The organism is Xylophilus sp. GW821-FHT01B05, from assembly GCA_038961845.1.
Lineage (GTDB): Bacteria > Pseudomonadota > Gammaproteobacteria > Burkholderiales > Burkholderiaceae_C > Xylophilus.
In genome coordinates this window covers 3,483,314-3,508,446 of the sequence record CP152408.1, presented here as the reverse complement: position 1 = coordinate 3,508,446, position 25,133 = coordinate 3,483,314, and the positions used below count along the sequence as shown (strand labels likewise).

The 25,133-nt window shown below is 65.6% G+C and carries 23 protein-coding genes and 1 pseudogene; 14 read left to right on the top strand and 10 right to left on the bottom strand.

Annotation, left to right across the window (positions count from 1 at the left end; all coding sequences use genetic code 11):
• Positions 1-229: 229 nt before the first annotated feature.
• From AAFF27_16320 to AAFF27_16300, 5 genes are all read right to left on the bottom strand, one after another.
• Complete coding sequence (locus AAFF27_16320) at positions 230-715, bottom strand: nucleoside deaminase (GenBank protein ID XAH21580.1); 486 nt, start codon at positions 713-715, stop codon at positions 230-232.
• The gene (locus AAFF27_16315) at positions 712-1,479 is read right to left on the bottom strand and encodes an ABC transporter permease (GenBank protein XAH21579.1); all 768 of its coding nucleotides are present in this window, start codon (positions 1,477-1,479) and stop codon (positions 712-714) included. Before AAFF27_16315 ends, AAFF27_16320 begins: the two co-directional genes overlap by 4 nt.
• 12 nt (positions 1,480-1,491) lie before the next feature.
• The gene (locus AAFF27_16310) at positions 1,492-2,310 is read right to left on the bottom strand and encodes an ABC transporter ATP-binding protein (protein XAH21578.1); all 819 of its coding nucleotides are present in this window, start codon (positions 2,308-2,310) and stop codon (positions 1,492-1,494) included.
• Between the two features lie 106 nt (positions 2,311-2,416).
• Positions 2,417-3,463 (bottom strand): ABC transporter substrate-binding protein, encoded by a 1,047-nt coding sequence (locus AAFF27_16305; GenBank protein ID XAH21577.1) that lies wholly within the window; start codon positions 3,461-3,463, stop codon positions 2,417-2,419.
• 166 nt (positions 3,464-3,629) lie between these two features.
• The gene (locus AAFF27_16300; GenBank protein ID XAH21576.1) at positions 3,630-4,322 is read right to left on the bottom strand and encodes a FadR/GntR family transcriptional regulator; all 693 of its coding nucleotides are present in this window, start codon (positions 4,320-4,322) and stop codon (positions 3,630-3,632) included.
• A gap of 204 nt (positions 4,323-4,526) precedes the next feature.
• On the opposite strand from AAFF27_16300, the gene AAFF27_16295 reads away from it, so the two are divergent.
• From AAFF27_16295 to AAFF27_16265, 7 genes are read left to right on the top strand one after another with little or no spacing between them, the layout of a single operon-like run.
• On the top strand, positions 4,527-5,210 hold the full coding sequence (locus tag AAFF27_16295) for an amino acid ABC transporter permease (protein ID XAH21575.1): 684 nt from the start codon (positions 4,527-4,529) through the stop codon (positions 5,208-5,210).
• A 16-nt stretch (positions 5,211-5,226) separates the two neighbouring features.
• Positions 5,227-5,877, top strand: coding sequence for an amino acid ABC transporter permease (locus AAFF27_16290; protein ID XAH21574.1), 651 nt, complete (start codon positions 5,227-5,229; stop codon positions 5,875-5,877).
• A complete protein-coding gene (locus AAFF27_16285) occupies positions 5,861-6,589 on the top strand; it encodes an amino acid ABC transporter ATP-binding protein (GenBank protein XAH21573.1) in 729 nt (242 codons plus the stop codon). Before AAFF27_16290 ends, AAFF27_16285 begins: the two co-directional genes overlap by 17 nt.
• A gap of 45 nt (positions 6,590-6,634) precedes the next feature.
• A complete protein-coding gene (locus AAFF27_16280) occupies positions 6,635-7,402 on the top strand; it encodes a transporter substrate-binding domain-containing protein (protein XAH21572.1) in 768 nt (255 codons plus the stop codon).
• A gap of 53 nt (positions 7,403-7,455) precedes the next feature.
• Positions 7,456-8,466, top strand: a complete 1,011-nt coding sequence (locus AAFF27_16275) for a zinc-binding alcohol dehydrogenase family protein (GenBank protein XAH21571.1) — start codon at positions 7,456-7,458, stop codon at positions 8,464-8,466.
• Between the two features lie 5 nt (positions 8,467-8,471).
• Entirely contained in the window at positions 8,472-9,608 is a 1,137-nt protein-coding gene (locus AAFF27_16270; GenBank protein ID XAH21570.1) for a mannitol dehydrogenase family protein, read from the top strand.
• Between the two features lie 18 nt (positions 9,609-9,626).
• Complete coding sequence (locus AAFF27_16265) at positions 9,627-11,165, top strand: altronate dehydratase family protein (protein ID XAH21569.1); 1,539 nt, start codon at positions 9,627-9,629, stop codon at positions 11,163-11,165.
• Between the two features lie 347 nt (positions 11,166-11,512).
• On the opposite strand, the gene AAFF27_16260 is transcribed toward AAFF27_16265, so the two are convergent.
• The 4 genes and pseudogenes from AAFF27_16260 to AAFF27_16245 all read right to left on the bottom strand — a co-directional run bounded on the left by AAFF27_16260 (position 11,513) and on the right by AAFF27_16245 (position 17,258).
• Positions 11,513-12,490, bottom strand: coding sequence for a porin (locus AAFF27_16260; GenBank protein ID XAH21568.1), 978 nt, complete (start codon positions 12,488-12,490; stop codon positions 11,513-11,515).
• A gap of 215 nt (positions 12,491-12,705) precedes the next feature.
• Entirely contained in the window at positions 12,706-13,428 is a 723-nt protein-coding gene (locus AAFF27_16255) for a GntR family transcriptional regulator (GenBank protein ID XAH21567.1), read from the bottom strand.
• 60 nt (positions 13,429-13,488) lie between these two features.
• Positions 13,489-14,759: pseudogene (locus tag AAFF27_16250) on the bottom strand (C4-dicarboxylate transporter DctA).
• 186 nt (positions 14,760-14,945) lie between these two features.
• On the bottom strand, positions 14,946-17,258 hold the full coding sequence (locus AAFF27_16245; protein ID XAH21566.1) for an NADP-dependent malic enzyme: 2,313 nt from the start codon (positions 17,256-17,258) through the stop codon (positions 14,946-14,948).
• Positions 17,259-17,539: 281 nt separating this feature from the next.
• Here AAFF27_16245 and AAFF27_16240 point away from each other — a divergent pair, with 281 nt between their 5' ends.
• From AAFF27_16240 to AAFF27_16225, 4 genes are all read left to right on the top strand, one after another.
• A complete protein-coding gene (locus tag AAFF27_16240) occupies positions 17,540-18,760 on the top strand; it encodes a DUF2252 family protein (GenBank protein ID XAH21565.1) in 1,221 nt (406 codons plus the stop codon).
• Between the two features lie 201 nt (positions 18,761-18,961).
• The gene (ppa, locus tag AAFF27_16235) at positions 18,962-19,492 is read left to right on the top strand and encodes an inorganic diphosphatase (GenBank protein ID XAH21564.1); all 531 of its coding nucleotides are present in this window, start codon (positions 18,962-18,964) and stop codon (positions 19,490-19,492) included.
• Between the two features lie 368 nt (positions 19,493-19,860).
• Positions 19,861-21,063: an enoyl-CoA hydratase-related protein gene (locus tag AAFF27_16230; GenBank protein XAH21563.1), complete on the top strand. Its 1,203-nt coding sequence runs from the start codon at positions 19,861-19,863 to the stop codon at positions 21,061-21,063.
• Between the two features lie 10 nt (positions 21,064-21,073).
• Positions 21,074-21,964: an acyl-CoA thioesterase domain-containing protein gene (locus tag AAFF27_16225; protein XAH21562.1), complete on the top strand. Its 891-nt coding sequence runs from the start codon at positions 21,074-21,076 to the stop codon at positions 21,962-21,964.
• 22 nt (positions 21,965-21,986) lie between these two features.
• Here the strand turns inward: AAFF27_16225 and AAFF27_16220 are convergent, their stop codons facing one another.
• Positions 21,987-22,307 carry a 2Fe-2S iron-sulfur cluster-binding protein gene (locus AAFF27_16220; GenBank protein XAH21561.1) on the bottom strand — a complete coding sequence of 107 codons (321 nt, stop codon included), beginning with the start codon at positions 22,305-22,307 and terminating at the stop codon, positions 21,987-21,989.
• Positions 22,308-22,476: 169 nt separating this feature from the next.
• On the opposite strand from AAFF27_16220, the gene AAFF27_16215 reads away from it, so the two are divergent.
• Genes AAFF27_16215 through AAFF27_16205 form a run of 3 tightly spaced genes read left to right on the top strand, consistent with a single transcriptional unit; the run spans position 22,477 to position 25,131 of the window.
• Entirely contained in the window at positions 22,477-23,766 is a 1,290-nt protein-coding gene (locus AAFF27_16215; GenBank protein ID XAH21560.1) for an aromatic ring-hydroxylating dioxygenase subunit alpha, read from the top strand.
• A complete protein-coding gene (locus AAFF27_16210; GenBank protein ID XAH21559.1) occupies positions 23,766-24,257 on the top strand; it encodes an aromatic-ring-hydroxylating dioxygenase subunit beta in 492 nt (163 codons plus the stop codon). Before AAFF27_16215 ends, AAFF27_16210 begins: the two co-directional genes overlap by 1 nt.
• Positions 24,258-24,306: 49 nt before the next feature.
• On the top strand, positions 24,307-25,131 hold the full coding sequence (locus AAFF27_16205) for an enoyl-CoA hydratase-related protein (protein XAH21558.1): 825 nt from the start codon (positions 24,307-24,309) through the stop codon (positions 25,129-25,131).
• Positions 25,132-25,133 lie beyond the last annotated feature (2 nt).

Here is a 25,133-nt window from a genome sequence, read left to right as displayed (position 1 = left end):
AACCTAGGAAATGACGGCCATCCGTATGTAACATCCGCTTTCATGCGGTATTTTTTGGGGATCTCGTGGTGTGACAGCTTTTGCAAGACACAGCAAAGGCCATGCCAGCGGCCACGGCAGATGGCGGGAATGAGGCTTGGTTTGGGCGGGATGTAACCCCCTGCGGAGCGGAACATCCGAAACACTGGCGGCGTGTTCGCACCAGGGCTGGCCTGGCCCGCGCGGACTGCTAGCGCTGCCAGAACCCCTGGTGCGGCGCCGCCATTTCGCCTTCCAGCGCCGGCACCGGGCCGATCACGGCAACCTGCCGCTGCCCGCGCGCGAACACCTCGCGGCAGGGCAGGGCGAGCGTGGGGTTCTCGGGGTGGTCGCCGGTCAGCGCCAGCAGCGTGCTTTCTTCCGCGCCGTACAGCACCTGCCCAATGCCAGCCCAGTAGATGGTGCCGGCGCACATGGCGCAGGGCTCAAAGGTGGTGACCAGGGTGCACTGCGCCAGGTAGGCGCCGGGGTAGTTGACGGCGGCACTGCGGGCCAGGGTTGATTCGGCGTGGTTCACCGTGTCGATGTTGCCCTGCTCGGCCAGCACCGTCTCGCCATCGGGCGCCAGCAGCAGCGCGCCAAACGGATGCCGGCCCATGGCCATGGCGCGTTCGGCCACCGTGTTGGCGCGGCGCAGGTGACGGGCGATCTGCTCGTCGGTGAGCGGCGTTGTCATTCGCCTTGCGATCCTCTGTGGGCCCAGCCCGTGGTGCGCTTTTCGATCACGCTGAACAGCTCATACATGGCCATGGCCATGGCGCCCACCACCAGCAGGCCGGCAAAGGCCAGGCCCATCTGCATGCTGGAGCCGGCCGAGATCAGCAGGTAGCCGATGCCCTCGTTGGCGGCGGTCATCTCCGACACCGTGGTGCCGACAAAGGCCAGGGTGATGGCAACCTTGAGCGAGCCGTAGAAGTAGGGCATGGAGCGCGGCAGGCCGACCTTGATCAGCACGTCCCAGCGCTTGGCGCCCAGCACGCGCAGCACGTCTTCCAGCTCGGGCTCCAGCGTGGCCAGACCGGTGGCGATGTTGACCATGATCGGGAAGAAGCTGATCAAAAAAGCGGTGAGCACCGCAGGCCCCACGCCAATGCCGAACCACACCACCAGGATGGGCACAAAGGCCGCCTTGGGCAGGGCGTTGAAGGCGGTCATCAGCGGGTACATGGCGGCATAGGCCAGGCGCGAGCTGCCAATGACAAAGCCCAGCAGCACACCGACCACGATGGCAATGCCAAAGCCCACCATGGTCACCCAGAAGGTGCGCCAGGCATGGCCGGCGATGATGGCCTTGAACTCCATGAACTGCGTCCAGATGCGCAGCGGGCTGGGGAAGATGAACTCCGAGATATTGAAGGCGCTGCAGATGAACTGCCACAGCACGATGATGAGGAGCAGCAGGATCCAGGGGGACCAGCGTTCCAGGTTCTTATTGCGCATGGGGCTCTTCTATTATGGGGACACGGGCGAGCGGATGGCGCCGATATGGCTGCGCAGCTCCAGCACGATGTCGGTGAATTCCTTGGTGTAGGTGAGCTCCAGCGGACGCGGGCGGGGGAAGTCGATGTCGCGCTTGACCACGAAGCGGCCCGGGCTCTTGCTCATCACATACACCGTGTCGGCCAGGAACACGCTCTCGCGCAGGTCGTGCGTGACCAGGATCACGTTGAACTGCTGCTCGGCCTGCAGGTCGCGCAGGATGCACCACAGCTCTTCGCGCGTGAAGGCGTCGAGCGCGCCAAAGGGCTCGTCCAGCAGCAGCATCTTGGGCTCGTGGATCAGCGCGCGGCAGATGCTGGCGCGCTGCTGCATGCCGCCCGACAGCTGCCACGGAAACTTGTCCTCGTAGCCGCCCAGGCCGACCTTCTGCAGCAGGCGGCGGGCGCGCTCGGCGTATTCCTTTTTCTTCTGCTTGAAGCTGGAGCGGTAGGGCTCGACGATCTCCAGCGGCAGCAGCACGTTGTCAACGGTGGTGCGCCAGGGCAGCAGCGAGGGCGCCTGAAAGGCCATGCCCGAAATCTTCAGCGGCCCGGTCACCGGCTGGCCGTCGATCAGGATCTTGCCCATCGAGGGCATGCGCAGCCCGGTGGTGAGCTTCATGAAGGTGGACTTGCCGCAACCCGAGGGGCCGACGATGGCGATGAATTCACCGCGCCCGACCTGCAGGTTGATGCCTTCCACCGCAAAGTGGTTGGCGCGCAGCAGCTCTTCGTTGTAGGCGAGCCAGACGTCGCGGAAATCGACAAAGTACGGTTCGGCGGGGTCTTGCATGCGTTTTTTGATGAAATATGGCTTAAGCCCAGGCTGCACATGGGCTTCTAGCTATTGTTTTTGTAGTAGATGCGCCAGCCCGAACGGTGCCGGGCCGGCGCAGGCCTTACTTGCGCGGCAGCACGTTGAGCTCTGCCGCCGGCGGCAGGTAGGCGCTGGTCCAGACCGCATCGGGGTTGACGCGGGTCTTGGTGGCGAACGCGTCCGACACCTGCGATGCCATCAGCGCCAGGCGGCCGGTGTTGACCTGGCCAAAGCCTTCGGCGCGGGCGTCGGGGCTGTTGACGACGGTGTCGATGGCCAGCTTCAGGCGGCGCGTCTCCAACTCGCTGTTGACGATGCCGTCACGCGCCTTCACCGTCTCGACCGCAGCGGCCGGGTTGGCCAGCACGTCCTTCATGCCCTTGGCAAAGGCCGACAGGAAGGCCTTGGCGGCTTCCGGCTTTTCTTTCAGGAACTTAGGGCTGGCGATGATCACGTTGCCATACAGCTTCACGCCGTAGTCCGGGTAGGGCAGCACGACTACGTCGGAGGCCTTCACGCCGCGCGCTTCCAGGTTGAGCAGCGAGGTGAAGGTGAAGCCGGTGATGGCGTCGATGTCGCCGCGCACCAGCATGGTTTCGCGCAGCGGCGGGTCCATGGCGGTCCACTGCACGGCGCCGATCTTGTTGGCCTGCGCAAAGATCGGGAAGGCGCGGCGGCCGGCGTCGAACACGGGGGCGCCCAGCTTCTTGCCGGCCAGGTCGGCGGGCTTGGTGATGCCGGATTTCTTCAGCGCCATCACCGAGGCCGGCGTGTTGTTGTAGACCATCATGATGGCCACGGGCTTGTTCGGCGCGTCGGGGTTGTTGGCGTGGAACTCCATCAGCGAGGCCAGGTCGGCAAAGCCGATGTCGTAGGTGCCAGAGGCCACGCGCGTGACCGTGCCGCCAGAGCCATTGCCTGCATCCACCGTGACATCCAACCCGGCCTGCTTGAAGTAGCCCTTGGCCACCGGCACCAGGAACAGGGCGGCCGGGCCTTCAAAGCGCCAGTCGAGCTGGAACTTGACCGGCGTCACTGCCTGGGCTTGCACCTGGGCGGAGCCCAGTGCGCCTGCCAGGGCCAATGCGGCAATCTGGACGGTAGAGCGGAGGGAGGCGCGCAGGGTCATGAGAAACACCATTTAAGTTACTGATGCTTGCATTGAGCAAAAACAGTGCCCGCAGCAACCTGGAATGCCCGGTAATCATGCCGGTAGCCCAACGAGTCTGCACCACATTCGTGCGTTATGGCATCGGGTTGGTGCGTAATGTTTTCCCGCCCTTGGCGGGAGGGATTCAGGGTGTGACCCAGCGCTCGGCGGCGGCACGGATGTGCGAGCGCATGGCGGCCTCGGCGATCAGCGGGTCGCGCTGGACCAGGCAGCGCAGGATCTGCTCATGCTCGGCCAGCGCCGCATCCAGGCTGGGGCGGTCTTCCAGGCGCTCGCGCATGTGGGAGGCGAGCGGGCTCTGGCGCTCGTCGAACAAGGTGCCCACCAGACGCACGAGGACGGAGTTGCCGCTCATCTCGGCAATGCGCACATGGAACTCGCGGTCGTGCTCCAGCACGTCGCGGCTGGCGGCGATGTCGGCGCGCATGGCGTCGACGCTGTCCTGCACCCGCGCCAGCGCTTGGGGGGTGGCGTGCACGCAGGCCAGCACGATCACCGCGCCTTCCAGCGCGCCGCGTGCCTGCATCAGTTCGGCCGGGCTCTCTCCCATGAAGGCTGGCAGCGCTGGGCGGCGCAGGGCGCGGCTGCACACATAGACGCCCGAGCCCATGCGGATCTCCACGCTGCCTTCGATCTCCAGCGCAATCAGCGCCTCTCGCAGCGAGGGGCGGGACACGCCCAACTGCTGGGCCAGGTCGCGCTCGGGCGGCAGCCGGCTGCCTTCGCGGTGGTTGCCCTGCTGGATCAGCGTGCGCACCTTGTCCGCGATCTGCTGGTAGAGGCGGCGCGATTCGATGAGTTTTGGCGTTTCTGTCATGGAACGGATCGGGGGCGTTGCGTAGCTCTGGGAGTTCGGCCTGACCATCTGGCCTGGCCAATTGTGTAGTTATTTGGATGAAAAAGGCGATGCGGGCTACCTGGGGTTAATACGGTAAGGCCAATTCCCCTGTTGGGTTTAAATTGGCCTTACCAAAAAACCGCGATGGGCGGCAAGGCTTCAAGCCCCTGCCGTAGAACACTTTTGAAATATTCATTCGACTTTGCCGCGCCGCTGGCCTACTGGCCAGATCTGGTGGCCGGTGCATGGACCACGCTGGCCCTGGCGCTGTCGTCCACCTTCTTCGGCTTTTTGGTGGGCGTGTTCTGCGCGCTGGCCACCACCGGCCACGCCAAGTGGCTGGCCCGGCTGGCAGGCGTCTATATCGAGGTGATCCGCAACACGCCCTTGCTGGTGCAGGTCTTCATCGTCTACTTTGGCCTGTCTTCCCTGGGCTTTCAGGTGGGCGCGTTCACGGCGGCCACCGTGGCGCTGGTGGTCAACGTTGGCGCCTACACCAGCGAGATCGTGCGCGCCGGCATCGAATCCATCCCGCGCAGCCAGCTCGAAGCCGCCGAATGCCTGGCGCTGTCGCGCTGGCAGATGCTGCGCCACGTCGTGCTGCCGCCGGCGATCGAGCGCGTGTTTCCCGCGCTGACCAGCCAGTACGTGCTGCTGATGCTGGCGTCCTCCATCTGCTCGCAGATCTCGGCCGAGGAACTGACGGCCGTGGCCAACCGCATCCAGTCCGACACCTTCCGCTCGGTTGAGACCTACCTCATCGTCGCCGTCGCCTACCTGGCCATGTCGCTGGTGATGCGCGCGGTGTTCTGGCTGGTGGGCCTGGTCGCCTTCCCGCGCCGCCGCCGCCTTGGCACCCCTTTGTGAAGAAAGGCTGCGTGTCATGGGTTTCCTGAATGCTGCACACCTGAAGTTCCTGTTCGACGGGCTGCTGTGGACCGTTGCGCTGTCGCTGCTGGCGTTTGTGGGCGGTGGCCTGCTCGGCTTTGCGGTGGCGCTGGGCAGCTCTTACGGCCCACGGGCGTCGCGCCTGGCGGTGTCGCTCTACATCAAGCTGATCCAGGGCACGCCGCTGCTGGTGCTGCTGCCGCTGGCCTACTTTGGCTTGCCGGCGCTGGGGCTGAACATCGCGCCCCTGGCTGCGGCGGCGCTGGCGCTGTCCATCTATGTGTCGGCCTACCTGGGCGAGATCTGGCGCGGCTGCATCGAATCCGTGCCGCGCACCCAGGCAGAAGCGGCTGAATGCCTGGCGCTGCGCTGGCACCAGCGCGTGCGCCACGTGATCCTGCCGCAGGCCGTGAAGATCGCCACCCCGCCCACGGTCGGCTTCATGGTGCAGATCGTCAAGAACACCTCGCTGGCCTCGGCCATCGGCTTCGTGGAGCTGGCGCGTGCGGGCCAGATCATCAACAACTCCACCTTCGAGCCCTTCGTCATCTTCGTGATCGTGGCGGCCATGTATTTCGCCCTGTGTTATCCGCTGTCGGTGCTGAGCCGCCGGCTTGAGAGGAGCTTCCATGTCGGCCATCGTTGAGATCGAGAACATCTCCAAGTGCTTCGGCACCACCAGGGTGCTGGAGGACGTGTCGTTCACGGTAAAGAAGGGCGCGGTCGTCGCCATCATCGGCCAGAGCGGTTCGGGCAAGAGCACCGCGCTGCGCTGCATCGACCGGCTGGAAACGGTGGACCAGGGCCGCATCCGCGTCTGCGGCCACGAGGTGACGGCGCCGGGCCTGGACCTGCACCAGCTGCGGCGCGACGTGGGCATCGTGTTCCAGAGCTACAACCTGTTCCCGCACCTGACGGTGGAAGAAAACATCATGCTGGCGCCGCGCCTGGTGCAGAAAACCAGCCGTGCCGCGGCACGCCAGCGCGCGCTGGAGGTGCTGGAGCAGGTCGGCCTGGGCGAGAAGGCCAGCTGTTACCCGTCGCAGCTCTCGGGCGGCCAGCAGCAGCGCGTGGCCATTGCGCGCTCGCTGGCGATGTCGCCGCAACTGATGCTGTTTGACGAAGTCACCTCGGCGCTCGACCCGCAGCTCACCGGCGAGGTGCTGCGCGTGATGGAGCGCCTGGCCGCCGACGGCATGACCATGATCCTGGTGACCCACGAGATGGCCTTTGCGCGCAAGGTGGCCGACGAGGTCGTCTTCATGCACAAGGGCCGCGTCTGGGAGCACGGCCCCGCAGCCATCCTGGATGCGCCCGCCACCACGGAGCTGCGCGACTTCGTTGGCAACGGCCTTTAGCCATCTGTTTTTTCCAAGCAACCACAACCACTGGAGACAAGCACCATGAAGACATCCTCAATGCTGCGCAGCGTGCTGGCATGCGCCGCCTTGCTGGCCTTTGGCGCGGGCACTGCGCATGCCGATCTGCTCAAGGACATCCGCGAAGCCAAGAAGATCCGCATCGCGCTGGACACCGGCTCGCCACCCTACGGCTTTGTGGACGACGCCATGAAGCCGGTGGGCTCCGACGTGGAAACCGCCCACCTGTTGGCGCAGGACCTGGGCGTTGCCATCGAGATCGTGCAGACCACCAGCCCCAACCGCATCCCCTTCCTGCAGACCGGCAAGGCCGACATCGTGGTGGCGTCGCTGTCGGTAACGCCCGAGCGCGAGAAGGTCATCGACTTCTCGGTGCCCTATGCGCAGATCCTGGCCGTGGTCGCCGGCCCCAAGGCCATGCAGATCAAGGGCTATGAAGACTTGAAGGGCAAGCGCGTGGCCACCACGCGCGGCTCCAACAACGACAAGGTCGTGACCACCGGCGCGAAAGACGCGCAGATCGTGCGCTACGACGACGACGCCACGCTGGTCACCGCCGCCGTCAGCGGCCAGGCCGACATCATCGCCACCTCGCCCGCCATCGTCAGCACCGTTCTGGCCAAGGCGCCGCAGAAAGACATGGTCACCAAATTCACCATGTCGACCGTGCCGCTGGGCATTGGCTTGCGCAAGAACGAGCCCGAGCTCAAGGCCTGGATCGACGACTGGATCACCAAGAACACGGCCAACGGCAAGCTGGTCGCGATCTACAAGAAGTACCACGGCGGCTGAGCCACCGCATTCCATCCACATCCCTCATTCGCATCTCTCTCCCTGGAACCACCATGCTGACCGTGATCTGTGAAACCCCCGGCACCTTGCGCGCCGAGCAACGCGAGCGCCCCGTGCGCGGTGAAGGCGAGGTGCTGCTGCGCGTCAAGCGCGTGGGCGTGTGCGGCACCGACCTGCACATCTTCACGGGCAACCAGCCCTTCCTGCAGTACCCGCGCGTGATGGGGCATGAGCTGTCGGGCGTGGTGGAAGAAGCGGTGCCGGGCGGCCGCCTGGCCGTGGGCGATGTGGCCTATGTGATGCCCTACATCTCCTGTGGCAAGTGCATCGCCTGCCGGCAGGGAAAGACCAATTGCTGCGTCAATATCCAGGTGCTGGGCGTGCACCGCGACGGCGCCTTCACTGAGTACCTGTCCCTGCCCGAGGCCTTTGTGCACAAGGCTGAAGGCGTCACGCTGGACCAGGCCGCCATGGTGGAATTTTTGGCCATCGGCGCGCATGCCGTGCGCCGGGGCGACGTGCAGCCCGGCCAGCGGGTGCTGGTGGTGGGCGCGGGCCCGATCGGCATGGCGGCCATGGTCTTTGCCCGGCTACGCGGCGCGGTGGTGACTGCGCTCGACGGCCGTCAGGACCGGCTCGACTTCTGCCAGCGCGAGCTGGGCGTGGCCGGCACGGTGGCGCTGGGGGCGGGCGACCAGGCGCAGCTGTCTGCGGCTACCGATGGCGAATTCTTCGACATGGTGTTTGACGCCACCGGCAATGCCAAGGCCATCGAGCGCGGCTTTGGCTTTGTCGCCCATGGCGGCAAGTACGTGCTCATCTCGGTGGTGCGCGACACCATCAGCTTCTCTGACCCGGAGTTCCACAAGCGTGAAACCACCTTGCTGGGCAGCCGCAATGCCACCACCGAGGATTTCGAGACGGTGCTGGCGGCAATGCGCAGCGGCCAGGTGCCGACCGATGCCTTGAACACGCACCGCATGCAGTTGGCCGACGTGCCAACGGACTTTGCCCAATTGCTCGACCCCGCGCGCGGCGTGGTCAAGGCCATCGTCGAGGTCTGACGCGAATGGCCCAGCCCATCCTCCAGTTCGGCACCAGCCGCTTCCTGCAGGCGCATGTGGACCTGTTCATCTCCGACGCGCTGCAAGGGCTGCATGGTGCGGGCAATGCTCTTGGCGGCATCACCTTGGTGCAGACAACGGACCGCTCGGACGGCGCGGCGCGCATTGCCGCGCTGGCACAGGGGGCGGGCTATCCGGTGCGCATCCGCGGCCTGGCGGGCGGCGAGCGCATTGACCGCAGCGTGCAATGCACGGCAGTGCGCGAGGCGCTGCAGGCGTCTGCCCATTGGCCGGCGCTGCGCAGCGCGGTGGCGCATGAGGTGCAGGTCATCGTCTCCAACACGGCCGACCGCGGTTACCTGACAGATGCCCGCGACGGCCCCGCCGCGCTGGCAGAGGGCAGCGCGCCGCCGCACAGTTTCCCCGCCAAGCTGCTGGTGCTGTTGCACGGCCGTTGGCGCGCGCAGCCCCAGGCGCCGCTCACGCTGCTGCCCTGCGAACTGGTCGAGCGCAACGGCGATGTGCTGCGTGACCTGGTGGTGGGCCTGGCGCGGCAGTGGGGGCTGGACGCGGCCTTTGCTACCTGGCTCGGCACGCACTGCGTGTGGGCCAATTCGTTGGTGGACCGCATCGTCTCCGAGGCGCTGGAGCCTGTCGGTGCCGTGGCCGAGCCCTATGCGGTGTGGGTGATAGAGCGCCAGCCCCGCATGCTGCTGCCGTGCACGCATCCCGCCATCGTGCTGACCGATGACCTTGCCGCGCATGAGCGGCTGAAGCTCTTCCTGCTGAACGCCGGCCACACCTACCTGGCCGAGCGCTGGCTGCAAGAGGGCCGCGCGCCCGGCGAGACCGTGCGCGAGGCCATGGCAGACGCGGCGCTGCGCAGCGGGCTTGAAGCCCTGTGGGCGGAAGAAATCCTGCCGGTATTCAGCGCCATCGGTGCGCGGCCACAGGCCGATGCCTACCTGGTCGATGTGCGCGAGCGCTTCGAGAACCCGTTCCTAGACCATCGCATCGCCGATATCGCGCAGAACCATGCGCAGAAGAAGCAGCGCCGTTTTGGTCCGGTGCTGGCGATGGCCGCCGAGCATGCCCCCCACCTGCCACAGCCGCGCCTGAAGGCGGCCATGGCCACCCCCTGAACCATGCCGGCCCCGCAGATGACTACCGAGAACCAAGCCCTTCCCTCCGCCATTCAGCTGGGCGCAGCCGACAACGTGGCCGTGGCGCGCCATGCGCTGGAGGCCGGCCTGCTGCTTGTAGTGGGTGAGCGCTCGGTGACGGTGCGCCAAGCCATTCCCTCGGGCCACAAGATCGCGCTGCTGCCGATTGCGGCTGGCGCACCCGTGCTGAAATACGGGCAGAGCATTGGCATTGCCACGGCAGACATCGCGCCCGGCGAACATGTGCATGTGCACAACGTAGGCATGGCGGCTTCCAGCCATGCGCATGCGGCCGGTGCGGGCTACCGGCCCACGGTGCTGGCGCCGGATGCACTCAGCTTCGATGGCATCGTGCGGTCTGACGGCCGTGTGGCCACCCGCAACTACCTGGGCGTGATCTCCAGCGTCAACTGCTCGGCCACCGTCTGCCGCCACATTGCCGATGCCTTTCGCGGCGACGCGCTGGCCGCGTTCCCGCAGGTCGATGGCGTGGTGGCGATCACGCATGGCAGCGGCTGCGGCATGGGCGGCAGCGGCGAAGGTCTGGAGCTTTTGCAGCGCACCTTGCGTGGCTATGCCGACCATCCCAACTTTGCGGGCGTGCTGGTCATCGGTTTGGGCTGCGAGGTGAACCAGGTTGCGCCGCTGGTCGAGATGCTGGCCGCGCGTGACCCCGGCATGTTTGCCACGCTCACCATCCAGGACGAAGGCGGCACGCGCGAGACGATTGCCCAGGGCAAGCTGCTGCTGGCGCAGATGTTGGAGCTGGCCAACCAGGTGCAGCGCCAGCCGGTGCCCTTGCGCCATCTGACCGTGGGCTTGCAGTGCGGCGGCTCAGACGGCTATTCCGGCATCAGCGCCAACCCGGCGCTGGGCGCGGCGGTAGACCTGCTGGTGCAGCACGGCGGCACGGCCATCCTGTCGGAAACGCCCGAGATCTATGGCGCCGAGCACCTGCTGACGCACCGCGCGGCCTCGGCTGCGGTGGCCGACAAGCTGCTGCAGCGCCTGGCCTGGTGGGAGCGCTATGCGGCGCTGCACGGCGGTGACCTCAACAACAACCCATCGCCTGGCAACAAGGCGGGCGGCATCACCACCATCCTGGAGAAGTCGCTCGGCGCCGTGGCCAAGGCCGGCTCCACCGGCCTGATGGACGTGGTCGAGTACGCCGAGCCCGTGCGCACGCAGGGCCTGGTCTTCATGGACACGCCGGGCTACGACCCGGTGTCTGCCACCGGCCAGGTGGCGGGCGGCGCGAACCTGATCTGCTTCACCACCGGCCGTGGCTCTACGTACGGCTGCAAGCCCACGCCATCGCTCAAGCTGGCTACCAACACGCCGATGTTCAAGCGCATGGGCCTGGACATGGACTTTGATTGCGGCGGCATCGTCGATGGCCGCCAGAGCATCGCCGAGGCTGGCGAAGCACTGTTCCGCCTCATGATCGCCACGGCATCTGGCCAGCCTAGCAAGAGCGAAGAGAACGGGCTGGGTGACAACGAGTTCCTGCCTTGGCAATTGGGCGCGGTGATGTGAGCACGTTCCAAGAACCATCCCTTTCAAAGTCTCGTGATCTGTTCGGTAGTTCTTGTGTCTTGCTGACGGCAGGAGCCGGGCCGAGCGCAGTGATGGCCCGCGTGGCTGTCCCGGGCCCCCTCGGGATGCGCCGAGGAGCGCAGCGGCAGGCGGATCAGGGATCGCCCTTTCTTTGGTTGGCGCGACACTAGTGTCGCGTCAAGCATGATCTGCCGGCGTGCACTTGCCCTCACCGCGCATCGCCGCGTTGCAGTCCTTGCCCAGGCTTCAGCCTGGGCTGCGGCCTACGCCTTGCGCTGCACGCCGATGGCTTCGCGCACTCCCGTCACATCACACTTGACGCGACACTAGAACGCGTGTCCCATTCCCACGCCGAAGGCCGTGCGCGACGGCACGGCGGCGTAACGCTGCTGGCCCAGGCTGGCGTACACGGTTGTGCGTTTGGAGAGCGCGTATTCGGCTCCGAGCGAGGCGAAGTTGTGCGTGGCTGCGTTCAGCCGCTGGCGGCCGTAGCCGGCTTTGAACGCGGTGGCGCCCACGGTATAGGTAGCGCCCAGTGTCGCGGCCCGGGATTTGTCGGCGGTGTCGCCCGTCCTGGAGACGTCGTAGGCGCCCATGACGGACAGTGCGCCGAAGTCGTAACTGCCGCCCACGAACACGTCGCGGTCACCGCTGCCATTGCGTTCATGCGCCAGCATGGCTGTGACCGGGCCCCGGCTGTAGTTGAGCGATGCCGAGTGCGCGCGGCCGTCCCGGCCCGGTGCGGTGGTGCGTTCAGGCGATGCGCTCAGGTGCAGGGCAAAGCCGGACCATTCGGGCGAGTCGTAGAACACGCCATTGGCCATGCGGCCGTACTCGGCCGTGCCGTTGTTGCTGGCGCGGTCGGTCGGGGTGAGCGCGTGCCAGAACTGCCACGCCGGTGAGGCGATGCGGTTGAAGTTGGCCCAGGGATCGAACAGATAGTCCTGGCCCCACATGGCGCTGAGCGCACGGCCCAGGCGCAACTGGCCCCAGGGGCCTTTCAGGCCCACGGTGGACTCGTCCTGGAAATACGGCTTGAAGCCCGCGCCCTCGGGCAGGCCGGTGTCCAGCTCAAAACGGGTGCTCAGCCTGAACGTTGCCGCCAGCCCGCCGCCCAGGTCTTCGCTGCCCTTGAATGCGAGATTGCTGCGCTGGATGGTCCCGGCCTTGTTCGTCTTGTCGAAGTCGCGGAACACGCCGGCGTCGAGATAGCCGCTGACGGAGATGTTCGATTGCGCAGAGGCTGGCAGCGCCAGCGTGAAGAGGGTGGCCAGGCCGGCCGGCAAAGCAAGGGAGATACGCATCCTGGAAGGGGCTCCTGTAGAGATGGGGGAACAAGAAGACGTGCTGCAGGCGCAGCGCGGAGGAGGGCGCGAGGCCGATGGCCCGCAGGTGCAAACCCGCTGCAACAGGGGGCAGGGGCATCGATGCGCAGATTGCCGCGAGGACCGCGGCGGCGCGATGCCGAGCTTTGCTGGTCACCAGCCGGTGACCAGGCGCCTATTTTAGAAGAGGCCCCTCAGCCCGAGGTGCCGCGGATGCCGGCCAGGGGTGCCAGGGAATCGCGCAGCCGGTCGTGCGTGCGGGGCTGATCGTGGTTCAGGGCCTGTTCGACCTGGCCGATGTGGTCCAGCATGCGCTCGCGCGCCAGCGCCAGGTCGCCCTGCTCCAGCGCCTGCAGGATGGCCGCATGCTCGGCGCATGACTGGCTGGCCGCGTGCTGCGACTGGTAGAGCGTGGCGGCCAAGGTGGTGCGGGCGGTGAGGTCGCGCAGGATGGCGCTCAGGCTGCGGTGGCCCATGGCTTCGGCCAGGCACACATGGAAGTCCGCCAGCAGGAAGGAGCGCGTGGCGGCATCGGCATTCTGGATGGCTTGCCGCTCTTCCTTGATGTGTTGACGCAGGCGCCGCACCACCGTTTGCAGGGGGCGGCCGGGATGGGTGAGGATGCCCGACTCCACGATGCGGCGGGCCGAGAAGGCGTCGCGCGCGTCCTCCACTGAGGGCTCCACCACGTACCAGCCGCGCCGCGGCCGCACCTCGACGAAGCCGCGCGCCTGCAACTGCATCAAGGCCTCGCGTACCAGGGTGCGGCTCACGTGGAAGAGATCGGCCAAATCCTGCTCGCCCAGGCGCTCGCCGGGCGCGAGCTTTTGCGCCAGGATCGACTCCACCACCTGCTGGGCGATCTGGTTCTGGCTGTTGGGTGCCGCCGACTGCGGCACCGGGGGGCGAGTGGTCATCAGTGGGCCTGTGCTGCCATGGGTGTGAAGGCCGCAATGCTATGCGAGAGCAAGCGCTGCTCAGTCTTTCACCGGGCCGGTGGCGCGGCCATCCAGCACGGCATGGGCGCGCTCGCGGTCGATGTCGCCCTCCCAGGCGGCCACTGCAACGAGTTGCCGATCAGGTTGCCCAAGGCCCGTGCAATGCCCATGAACCAGTCCACCGACAACACCAGCACCAGGCCGATCGCAGGGATGGCGGGAATGGCGTGCAGTGTTGCGGCCAGCACCACGATGGCCGAGCCCGGCACGCCATGCGCGCCCTTGGAGGTCACCAGCGAGATCGCCAGGATGGTGAGCAGGTCCACCATGGTGATCGGGGTATTGGTGGCCTGCGCGATGAACACCGCCGCCAGCGTGATGTAGATAGAGAACGCGTCCAGGTTGAACGAGTAGCCGGTGGGGATCACCAGGCCCACCGTGGAGTCGCGGATGCCCATGTTCTTGAGCTTGGCCATGACCTGCGGCAGCACGCTGTCGGAGGAGGTGGTGGCAAATACCACGGCCAATTCCTCGCGCAGGTAGCGCAGCAGCTTGAACAGGCTGAAGCCCGAGAACCGCATGATCAGGCCCAGCACCACCACCACGAACACCAGCACGGCGGCGTAGAACAAGGCCACCAACATGCCCAACTGCTTGAGCGAGCCGATGCCGTACTTGCCCACGGTGAAGGCGATGGCGCCCAGCACGCCCAGCGGGGCCAGCTTGATGATCAGGCCCATCATCTTGAACAGCACGGCAGAGAAGTCGTCGATCAGCGCCACCACGCGGCTGCCGCGCTCGCCGATGAGCGACAGCGCGCAGCCAAAGACGATCGAGAACAGCAGCACCTGCAGCACGTCGCCGGACGAAAACGCGCTGACCGCAGTGTTGGGGATCAGCTTCAGGATGAAGTCGCTGAAGCCGCCACCCGCCAGCTTGTTGGCGGTGTCCGAGTAGGCGGCCATGGCGGAGGCGTCGAGTGCGCCCGGGTCTACGTTCATGCCCACGCCGGGTTCGAACACAAAAGCCAGCACCAGGCCCAGGCCGAGCGCGATGGTGGTGACCACCTCGAAGTAGATCAGTGACTTGATCCCCACGCGGCCGACGCGTCGCAGGTCGCCCGTGCCGGCAATGCCGTGGACCACGACGCAGAAGACGATGAGCGGGATCAGCATCTTCACCAGCTTGATGAAGCCATCGCCCAGGGGCTTGAGCTTTACGGCCAGCTCGGGCCATAGCAGCCCGACGGCGATGCCGATGATCAGCGCCAGCAGGACGCGTCCGAACAGCGAGTTGAAAAGGCGGGTCATGGATGTCTCCGGATGGAATCTGTTATTGATTGCAGGACTTGCATACAAGAACTGTAGACATATCTGAAGAACGCGTCCTGAGGGTTATCCCGCCGATGTTGCCGCCGGCCACAAACGAAAACGCCGCAGAGACTGCGGCGTGATGAAAGGGAGCGCGTCGGGCCGCAGCGTGCGGCCCGCGCGGGCTCAGGCGGCCGAGGCGGCTTGAGCGGCGGCAGCCTTGGCTGCTGCCAGCGCCGTCATGTTGATGATGCGGCGCACGGTGGACGACGGCGTCAGGATGTGCGCCGAGGCCGCCGCACCCAACAGGATCGGGCCAATGGTCATGCCCTGGCCGCTGGTGGTCTTGAGTACGTTGAACAGGATGTTGGCCGCATCCAGGTTGGGGCAGATCAGCACGTTGGCCGAGCCGGTCAGTGCGCTGTCGGTCAGGCCGGCGCTGGCGCGCACCTTCTCGGACAGGGCGGCATCACCGTGCAGCTCGCCGTCAGACTCGATGTGCGGCGCCAGCTCGCGGAAGCGCTCGTGCGCGCGGCGCATCTTGAGTGCCGACGGCCGGGTCGAGCTGCCGTAGTTGGAATGCGACAGGAAGGCCACTTTGGGCGGCACGCCAAAGCGCTGCACTTCCTCTGCCGCGGCCAGCGCGATGTGGGCCAACTGCTCGGCATCGGGCGACTCGTTGATGTAGGTGTCGGCGATGAACAGCGTGTGCTCGGGCAGCATCAGCGCGTTGAGCGCGGCAAAGCCGTGGGCACCGTCCTTCAGGCCGATGACGTTGTTGACGTGCTCCAGGTGCAGGTCGTAGCGGCCGACCAGGCCGCACAGCATGGCGTCGGCGTCACCCAGCTTGACCATCAGCGCGGCGATCAGCGTGCTGGAGCGGCGCACCGCGGCCTTGGCGGCTTCGGCCGTGATGCCGTTGCGGCCCATGGCGGCGTGGTAGGCCTCCCAGTACTGGCGGAAGCGCGGGTCGTCTTCCGGGTTCACGCATTCGGCGTTGTGGCCCAGCTTGATGCGCAGGCCGGCCTTCTTCACGCGGGCTTCGATCACGGCCGGGCGGCCGACCAGGATCGGCTTGGCCAGTTGCTCGTCGATGGCTACTTGCACCGCGCGCAGCACGCGCTCGTCTTCGCCTTCGGCAAAGGCAACACGCTGCAGCGAGGCCTTGGCGGCGTTGAACACCGGGCGCATGAACATGCCGGTTTGGTAGACGAAGCGGGTCAGGCTCTCGCGGTAGGCGGCGTAGTCCTCGATCGGGCGCGTGGCCACGTCGGACTCTTGCGCGGCCTTGGCCACGGCAGGGGCGATCTGCAGGATCAGGCGCGCGTCGAAGGGCGTCGGGATCAGGTAGTCGGGGCCAAACACCAGCTCCTGGCCCGGGTAGGCGGCAGCGACTTCATCGCTGGTCTCGGCCTTGGCCAGGTCGGCGATCTCGCGCACGCAGGCCAGCTTCATGGCCTCGGTGATCTTGGTCGCGCCGCAGTCCAGTGCGCCACGGAAGATGTAGGGGAAGCACAGGACGTTATTGACCTGGTTCGGGTAGTCCGAGCGGCCGGTGGCGATGATGCAATCCGGCCGCACGGCCTTGGCCAGCTCGGGGCGGATCTCGGGCTCGGGGTTGGCCAGCGCCAGGATGATCGGCTTGGGCGCCATGGTCTTGACCATCTCGGCGGTCAGCACGCCGGGGGCAGAGCAGCCCAGGAACACGTCGGCGTCCTTGACCACGTCGGCCAGGGTGCGCGCGTCGGTCTTCTGCATGTAGCGCTGCTTGGAGGTGTCGAGCTTGCCCTCGCGGCCCTCGTAGATCACGCCCTTGGAGTCGACCACGAAGATGTTGGAGCGACTGACGCCCAGGCCCACCATCACGTCCAGGCAGGCAATGGCGGCGGCGCCAGCGCCGGAGACGGCCACCTTGACCTCGCCGATCTGCTTGCCCACCAGCTCCAGGCCGTTGAGCAGCGCGGCCGACGAGATGATGGCCGTGCCGTGCTGGTCGTCATGGAACACCGGGATGTTCAGGCGCTCGCTCAGTTGCTTCTCGATATAGAAGCACTCGGGCGCCTTGATGTCTTCCAGGTTGATGCCGCCCAGCGTGGGCTCGAGCGCGGCAATGATCTCGACCAGCTTGTCCGGGTCGCGCTCGGCGAGTTCGATGTCGAACACGTCCACGCCCGCGAATTTCTTGAACAGGCAGCCCTTGCCTTCCATCACCGGCTTGCCAGCCAGCGGGCCGATGTCGCCCAGGCCGAGCACGGCCGTGCCGTTGGTGATGACGCCCACCAGGTTGCCGCGCGAGGTGTATTCGTAGGCCAGCGAAGGGTCGGCCTGGATGTCCAGGCAGGGGTAGGCCACGCCTGGCGAATAGGCCAGCGACAGGTCGCGCTGGTTGGACAGCGGCTTGGTCGGCGTGACGGAAATCTTGCCCTTGGAAGGGGAGCGATGGTATTCGCGGGCAGCCTCGCGGAGGGCTTGTTCGGCAGCGGAGAGGGGGTGGGACATGGGAGGGGAGGCCCGTGCGGGCCGCGTTCGAGGAAGTAGCGGGAACGAAAACGAAAAAGGTCACAGAGCTTACCCCTTCTGCAGCGGCGATAACTGCTGCGGTGCAGCATGGGCGCGCTGCGCTGCAGGTTAAAAAATTTTGAAGAAAAGTGCCTGTAGCCCAGTACCTGCCTGGGCTAATAGCTATAAAAAACGAAGTAACCAACGGACATGCCTGCGCACCAGCCCTGCCGTACGATGGCCACGCCGCTGCCCATCAGACAGCGCGGGAAACCTGGGCCATGAACGTCATCAAGCAGATCCGCCAATTCAACGCCGAGCGCGAGCGCGAGCGGCTGGCCATGAAGTACCGCAACATGCGCAGCAACCCCTTCGTGTTCCTGCGCGCCACCTGCCATTTGTTCTACGCCAGGCTGCCGCTGGAGCCGGTGCTGCGCAAGGTGCCGGCGGCCTGGGCCTGTGGTGACCTGCACCTGGAGAACGTCGGCAGCTACAAGGGCGATAACCGGCAGGTCTATTTCGACCTCAATGACTTCGACGAGGCGCTGCTGGCCCCGCTGACCTGGGACGTGGTGCGCTGCCTGGCCAGCATCCTGGTCGGGCGCAACAGCATGGGCCTGGGCACGCGCAGCGCCGAGGTATCAGAGCAGTTGTGCCAGGTGTTTCTGGGTGCCTACGCGCAGGCGCTGGCCGACGGCAAGGCGCGCTGGGTCGAGCGTGAAACCGCGCCACCGCCGGTGGGCGACCTGCTGCAGGCCGTGCGCTCGCGCCAGCGGCCGGCCTTTCTTGACACGCGCACCGTCTTGAAGGGGCGCAGCCGGCGTATCCGCATCGACGGCCGCAAGGCCCTGGCCGCCACGCCCGAGCAGCGCGAGCGGGTCATGGACTTTTTCCGCGACTTCGCGCCCACGCAGCCAGTACCGCGCTTCTACGACGTGCTGGACGTGGCACGGCGTATCGCCGGCAACGGCAGCCTGGGCGTGGACCGCTACATCGTGCTGGTGCGCGGCAAGGGCTCGCCCGACGCCAACTACCTGTTGGACCTGAAGCAGGCCACGCCCTCATCCCCATTGCCGCGCGTGCCCGTGGCGCAACCCCACTGGGACAGCGACGCACAGCGCATCGTCACCATCCAACGCCGCATGCAGGCCATTGCCATGGCCTTCCTGCACCCCGTGCAGATGGGCGGCCAGCCCTATGTCCTGCGCGGCCTGCAGCCCAGCGAAGACCGCGTGGCGCTGGCCTACACCCGCCACCCGGCGGCGCGCCTGAAGAACGTGGTGACCGTGATCGGCCAGTGCCTGGCCTGGGGCCAACTGCGCAGCAGCGGCCGCAGCGGCTCGGCCATCGCCGACGAACTGATCGACTTCGGCGCCCGCCAGAAATGGCGCGCCAAGCTGATCGAGATCGCCCGGCACTGCGCGGCCGGGGTTGAGGCGGACTGGGGGACGTTCTCCGAGGCCTATGACGATGGGGCGTTTGGAGGGCCGGTGCGAAGGTAGCGGGGTGGGGCGCGCTGGTATGGAACCGTCAGCGGTAAAAAGTGCCTTGAGCCAAGGTATGGACTGGGCTTTTAGCTCTTAAAAAGAGAGCGGTTGCGCATGTTGCGAAAGGCCATGGCACCCGCTCAGTAGAATTCCGCGCTGTCTCCCGCCCTCCGCGTTTGCCGCGAGGGCACTCTTCATCCAATCTGCGAAACCTCCATGTCCCTCGACAAAGTCAGCCCCGGCAAGAAAGCCCCCGACGTCTTCAACGTGGTCATCGAAATCTCGATGAACTCCGACCCGGTGAAATACGAAGTGGACAAGGAAAGCGGCGCGGTCTTCGTCGACCGCTTCCTGACCACCGCCATGCACTACCCGACCAACTACGGCTACGTGCCGCAGACGCTGTCGGGCGACGGCGACCCGGTCGACGTGCTGGTGATGACGCCCTTCCCGCTGCCGCCCGGCGTGGTCGTGCCCTGCCGTCCGATCGGCATCCTGATGATGGAAGACGAAGCCGGCGTAGACGGCAAGGTGCTGGCCGTGCCCACCGAAAAGCTGCTGCCCATCTACAGCCAGTACCAGAAGGTCGAAGACATCCACCCGATCCTGCTCAAGCAGATCAGCCATTTCTTCGAGCACTACAAGGACCTGGAAGCCGGCAAGTGGGTCAAGGTCACCGGCTGGGAAGGTGTGGACGCGGCGAAGAAGGAAGTTGCCGACGGCATCGCCAACTACAAGCCGGCCTGAGCTTTTCTTGCGCTCCCCGCAGGCCCGCCCTCTGGCGGGCTTTTTCATGTGCGCCCGGTATGGACGCACTCTTGGAGAGGTGCAAGTCGCAATCTAGCCAGAATCTATTTGTCAGCAAGATTGAGAAAAAGCAATTAACTCAACTTCCATGAAATCCTGACCCCTTGTCTCAGCCTGTATGCCGATGATGCTCAGTTCGCGGCGGATCGCGAGCACCTTCACGGCATCGAACGCTTTGGCATTCGTCCTGGCGCTTGCAATTCATCTGCTTTCCATTATATAAACCGACGTGACGGTTTATTAAAATTGACAGGCGCTTGAAGATCCATCGGATCTGGCCCTTTCGGAAAACAGAGAGACGCGAACACATGAACGCCGAAAACAATGAATTGGCCAAGGATCTCTATAGGGCGCTGGCAGCAGGTGATCGGGCGGCGCTCGACCGCCTGTTGCACGTTGACTTCATCGGTCATGCTACGGAGGGTCTACCTTTCGAGATGGGCGGCACCCATCAGGGTGCAGAAGCGATGCGTCGCAACTTCTGGGGCAAGATCGCGAAGAACTTCAAAGTCGAGGCGACGCCCACCGACTTTCAGTCGCTCGCCGACGGGCGCCTGCTGGTGCACGGCCGCTACCTGGGCGTGGCGCGGGCTGGCAACGGCAAGGTCGATGCCGAGTTCATGCACCTGCTGAGCTTCGACGGAGGACGGATCACCGGGCTGACGCAACTGACCGACAGCGCGCGCTGGGGCGATGCGACCCGTAACGAAACCAATGCGAGTGTGCTCAGTGCGGTGACATACGATGTGAACGATGGGCTCGCGATCCTGCGGATGAACCGGCCCGAGGTGCACAACGCGATCGATGCGACCATGGCCGAGGGCATCTGCGAAGCGGCCCGGCGCTGCGCGAGCGATCCTTCGGTACGCGCGTTGCTGCTGCTGGGGAATGGTCGATCCTTCACAGTGGGGGGCGACCTGGCTTTCCTCGCCGGCACTAAGGAAGGCGAACTGCCCGGTCTGCTGCGAGCCATGACCGGCCCCTACCACGACGCGCTTCGCACCTTCAGCCGCCTGGGTGTGCCGATCATCGCCGGCGTGCAGGGTGCTGCGGCTGGTGGCGGTCTCGGCATGCTGTACTGCGCTGATGTCGTGGTGGCGGCCGAGAATGCGCGTGTCGCCACGGGCTTCGCCGCACTCGGGCTGTCGATGGATGGTGCCAACTCCTGGTTCCTGCCTCGGCTGGTCGGCATGCGGCGTGCGGCCGAACTGTATTTCGAGGGACGCGTTCTGAATGCGCAGGAGGCCTTGGAATGGGGGCTTGTCACCCGCGTGGTGCCGCTGGACGGCTTCGATGAACATGTGCTCGATAGCGCGCGACGTTTGGCCGCGGGGCCAACGCGGGCTTATGGCGAAGTGCGACGCCTGTACCGCGAATCGCTCGGCGCCACCTTGTCGGAGCAACTGGGCGCCGAGACCGAGGCCCTGTTCCGTACGGCGGGCACGACCGATGCCACGGAAGCGATTCGCAGCTTCGTCGCCAAGCGCAAGCCTGAATTCAGCGGTCGGTGAGGTGCTGTCCATGGATACGCGCGCACCGATCCTGCAAGCTTGGGACAAGTCGGATCTTCCTGCGCTCCTGCGTCTGGAAGCGGCAGGGCCCGGCCGCTATCGCAATCGCCATGGGGATGCCAATCTCAACGGAAGGTCATATGGCGGGCAGGGCCTCGGCCAGGCCCTGATGGCCGCATCGCTGAGCGTGCCGAGTGATCGCGTGGCCTCGGCGATGCAGTTCATGTTTCTGCAGGGCAGCATGCCGGAAGAAGCGATCGATTTCGAGGTAACTGCGCTGCAGGACGGCAAGCGCTTCTCTTCGCGCCACGTGAGAGGTCGGCAGGGCGCGCGCATCGTATTCGACGCACAGGTCAGCTTCGCGGTGGCACTGGAGGCGCCTGCGCACGAAACAGCGACCACCGCGCTGGAGTGCACGCCAGACGACCTGCCCGCGCTCTCGACGGCGCCCTCGCCTTGGGAAGACGCGCTGCGCCGGCTCGGTGGCTATTCGTTGCGTGAGAACGCTTGCATGGAATTCCGCGTCCCGGCGATGGATGCGCAGCTGGCACCCGAGGCCGCGAGGCATCAACTGCGCTTCTGGCTCAAAGCCCGGCAAGCACTGCCGCGAACACCCGGCATGCATGCGTCTGCCTTTGCCTATATGTCCGACTGGTGGCTCAACTTCAGCTGCTTCGGCGGCCATATGCACGAGATTGGCGCGGAGCGACGCCTCTACATCTCCAGTCTCAACCATTGCATCTGGTTCCATCGCCCCTTCGATGCGGACCAATGGCTGCACTTCGATTCGGCCAGCCCTTGCGCGGCGCGGGGCAGGGGCCTGGCAGTAGCTCGCGTGCACGATCTCGGGGGCCGACTGGTTGCTTCCGCCACGCAGGAATGCCTGATGGCTTTCGCCTGAGCAATCGGCAGCCGCAGACCACTCACACCTGTTCGGCCGGCAGTCGCACCACGATGCCGTCAAGTTCCGTACGCATTTTGATCTGGCAGCAGAGGCGACTCGTGGCGCGCGGCTCGGGCACACCTTCGAGCATGAAGGCCTCGGTCTCCGAGATCGCCGGGAGGCGGCCCGCCCACTCGGCATCGATGTAGCCGTGACACGTTGCGCAACTGCACGAGCCGCCGCAGTCGCCGAGGATGCCGGGCACCGAATGATCGAGCGCGAGCTGCATCAAGCTCCGGTCGAGGGCCGCGTCCACGCGATGGACTGTGCCGTTGTTTTCGATGTAGGTCACGGTTGGCATGAGGCGCTGTCTCCTGGGTTGGTCTGCGGCATGTAGGCCTGGGATGAAGTTGAGTTTTTTAACTGCGCGGATGTTTGACATAGTCCGTCCGGTCGGACTATTATTGCGCAACTGGCCCTTACGAACAACCACAGTCGAGCCGCTTGAAGCGAAGTCTGGAGATGAAGCCTTGAATCACGCCGCCCCCGTCATTCCCATCGCGCCCATCGCCGCTCGCGCGCCGATATGGGACCAACTGGTCCGACCCGAACACGTGCACGGATCGCTCTACACCGACCCTGCCATCTTCCAGGAAGAGCTCCGAAAGATCTGGTACCGCACCTGGGTCTACGTGGGCCACGAGAGCGAGGTTCCGAAGGCCAACGACTTCGTCATGAAGTCGATCGGGCCGGAGCCGATCATCATGACGCGCGACCGCGAGAACAAGATCAACTTGCTGCACAACCGCTGCCCGCACCGTGGCAACCGCGTGTGCATGAGCGAGAAGGGCAGCGCGCGCTCCTTTACCTGCCCGTACCACGGCTGGACCTTCGCGAACGACGGGCAACTCAAGGGTTATCCGTTCCCGTCGGGCTACGAGGGTGCCGACCGCTCCGAGCTTGGGCTCGGCCGTGTTGCGCGCGTGGCTTCTTACAAGGGCTTCGTGTTCGGCTCCTTCGCCGACGAAGGTCCGACACTGCTTGAGCACCTGGGAGCCGCCAAAGATTCAATTGACCTGCTCTGCCTGAATTCACCCGAAGGCGAGGTCGAGATCACCGCGGGTTTTCTCAAGCATAAGGTCAAATCGAACTGGAAGTTCCTGGTCGAGAACGAGACCGACGGGTACCACCCGTCCTTCGTGCATGCCTCGATTTTCGAGGTGGCGCAGAGCGGCATCGGTTCGCTCTACAGCAGCGACTCCACCGCCGTCTCGCGCTACATGGGCAATGGCCATTCCGAGAACGACCTGCGCCCTGAATTCCGCAAGCGCGACATTCCCATGAGCTGGTTCAACACGACGGCCGAGCGTCTGCCCGCCTACGTGGCGAGCATGAACACGACCTATGGCATTGACAAGGCGCGCGAGATCATGATCGACGGCACGCCGCACACGATGATCTTCCCGAACTTGTTCATCGCGGAGATCCAGCTCTTCGTCATCCAGCCGCTGGCGCTCAACGAGACGGTGCAGCATGTGACGGCACTGCAATTCAAGGGCGCACCGGACCTCAATCGGCGCATGCGGCAGCAGACCATGGGCTCTGTCGGACCGGCCGGTTTCCTGCTGGCCGACGATGCGGAGATGTACGAGCGCACGCAGCTCGGGGTGCAGGCGAGCAATCCTGAATGGCTCTTCCTCGGCCGGGGCATTCACCGCGAGCGCACCGACGAGAACGGCCACCTGATCGGTGACGCCACCGACGAGACGCCCTCGCGCGGCATCTGGCGCCACTACCGCTCGATGATGGAGGCTGCGTGATGCAACAGGAAGTGAATGACCGCGGCCTGCTCGAGGAAGTCACCCAGTTCATCTACCGCGAGGCGCGTCTCCAAGACGATCACGCCTACGACGAATGGGAAGCCCTGTGGAGCGACGACGGCATCTACTGGATTCCGGCAAACGGCGAAGGCACCGATCCGGAGAATGAGATGTCGATCGTCTACGACAACCGCTCGCGCATCGCGTTGCGCATCCGGCAATTCCACACTGGGAAACGCTTCAGCCAGACGCCGCGTTCGCGCCTGCGCCGCATTGTCTCGAACATCGAGATCCTGGAGAGGGACGGCGACCAGATTCGCGCGACTTCCAACGCGATGGTGTTCGAGTCGAGCGTTCGTGGCGACACGGTCTGGGCTTCGCGCAACGAATACAGGCTGCGCCGGGGCGAGGGCGGCCTGCTGATGGCGCTGAAGAAGGTGGTCCTGGTCAACAACGAGACGGCGCTCTATTCGATGGCTTTCCTGATCTGAGCCGGAGCCACACAGCCGATGCCGTCCCCTTGCTACAAGGAAAACAACAATGAGTGAAGACAAGACAATCATCGCCCTCGTCGCCGAGGGGCCGGCACTGCTGGACCTTCATGCCGACGGCGTGGCGCACATCCGCCTGAACCGTGCCGATTCATCCAACGGCCTCGACATGGCGCTGCTCAAGGCGCTGCACGAGGTCGTCATGCAGGTGCACGGCGACGGCCGCGTGCGAGCGGTGCTGCTGAGCGGAGAGGGCAAGCACTTCTGTGCCGGCGGCAACGTGCACACCTTCCTGTCGAAAGGCGAGGCACTGCCTGACTACATCCGCATGGCGACCTCGTACCTGCAGATCGTCGTGGCGCTGCTGATGAAGCTCAACGCACCGGTCGTGACCGCCGTGCAGGGCTTTGCGGCGGGCGGTGGCGGCATGGGGCTGGTGTGCTCGTCCGACATGGTCGTTGCGGGCGTCTCGTCTAAGTTTCTTGCCGGCGCGACGCGCGTGGCCATGGTGCCCGATGCGGGCGTCACCGTCACGCTGACCCAGCTTGTGGGCTTTCGCAAGGCGATGGAGATCGTCATGCTCAACCCGGTGATCGATGCGGCCGAGGCGCTGAAGATGGGGCTGATCACCCGCGTGGTGGCCGACGACCAGATCCTCGCCGAGGCACTGGCGTTGGCGCAGCAACTCGCCGCGGGTGCGCCCGCCGCACTCGCCGCCACCAAGCGGCTGATGTGGAACGGCTTGGGCACGGGTGTCGATGCCTGCATGCCGGAGGAAAACCACACGCAAGCCATCCTGGCAGGCATGAAGGACGCGCTCGAGGGCCTGTCGGCCGTCATCGAGAAGCGCGCACCGAAGTTCACGGGGCGTTGATC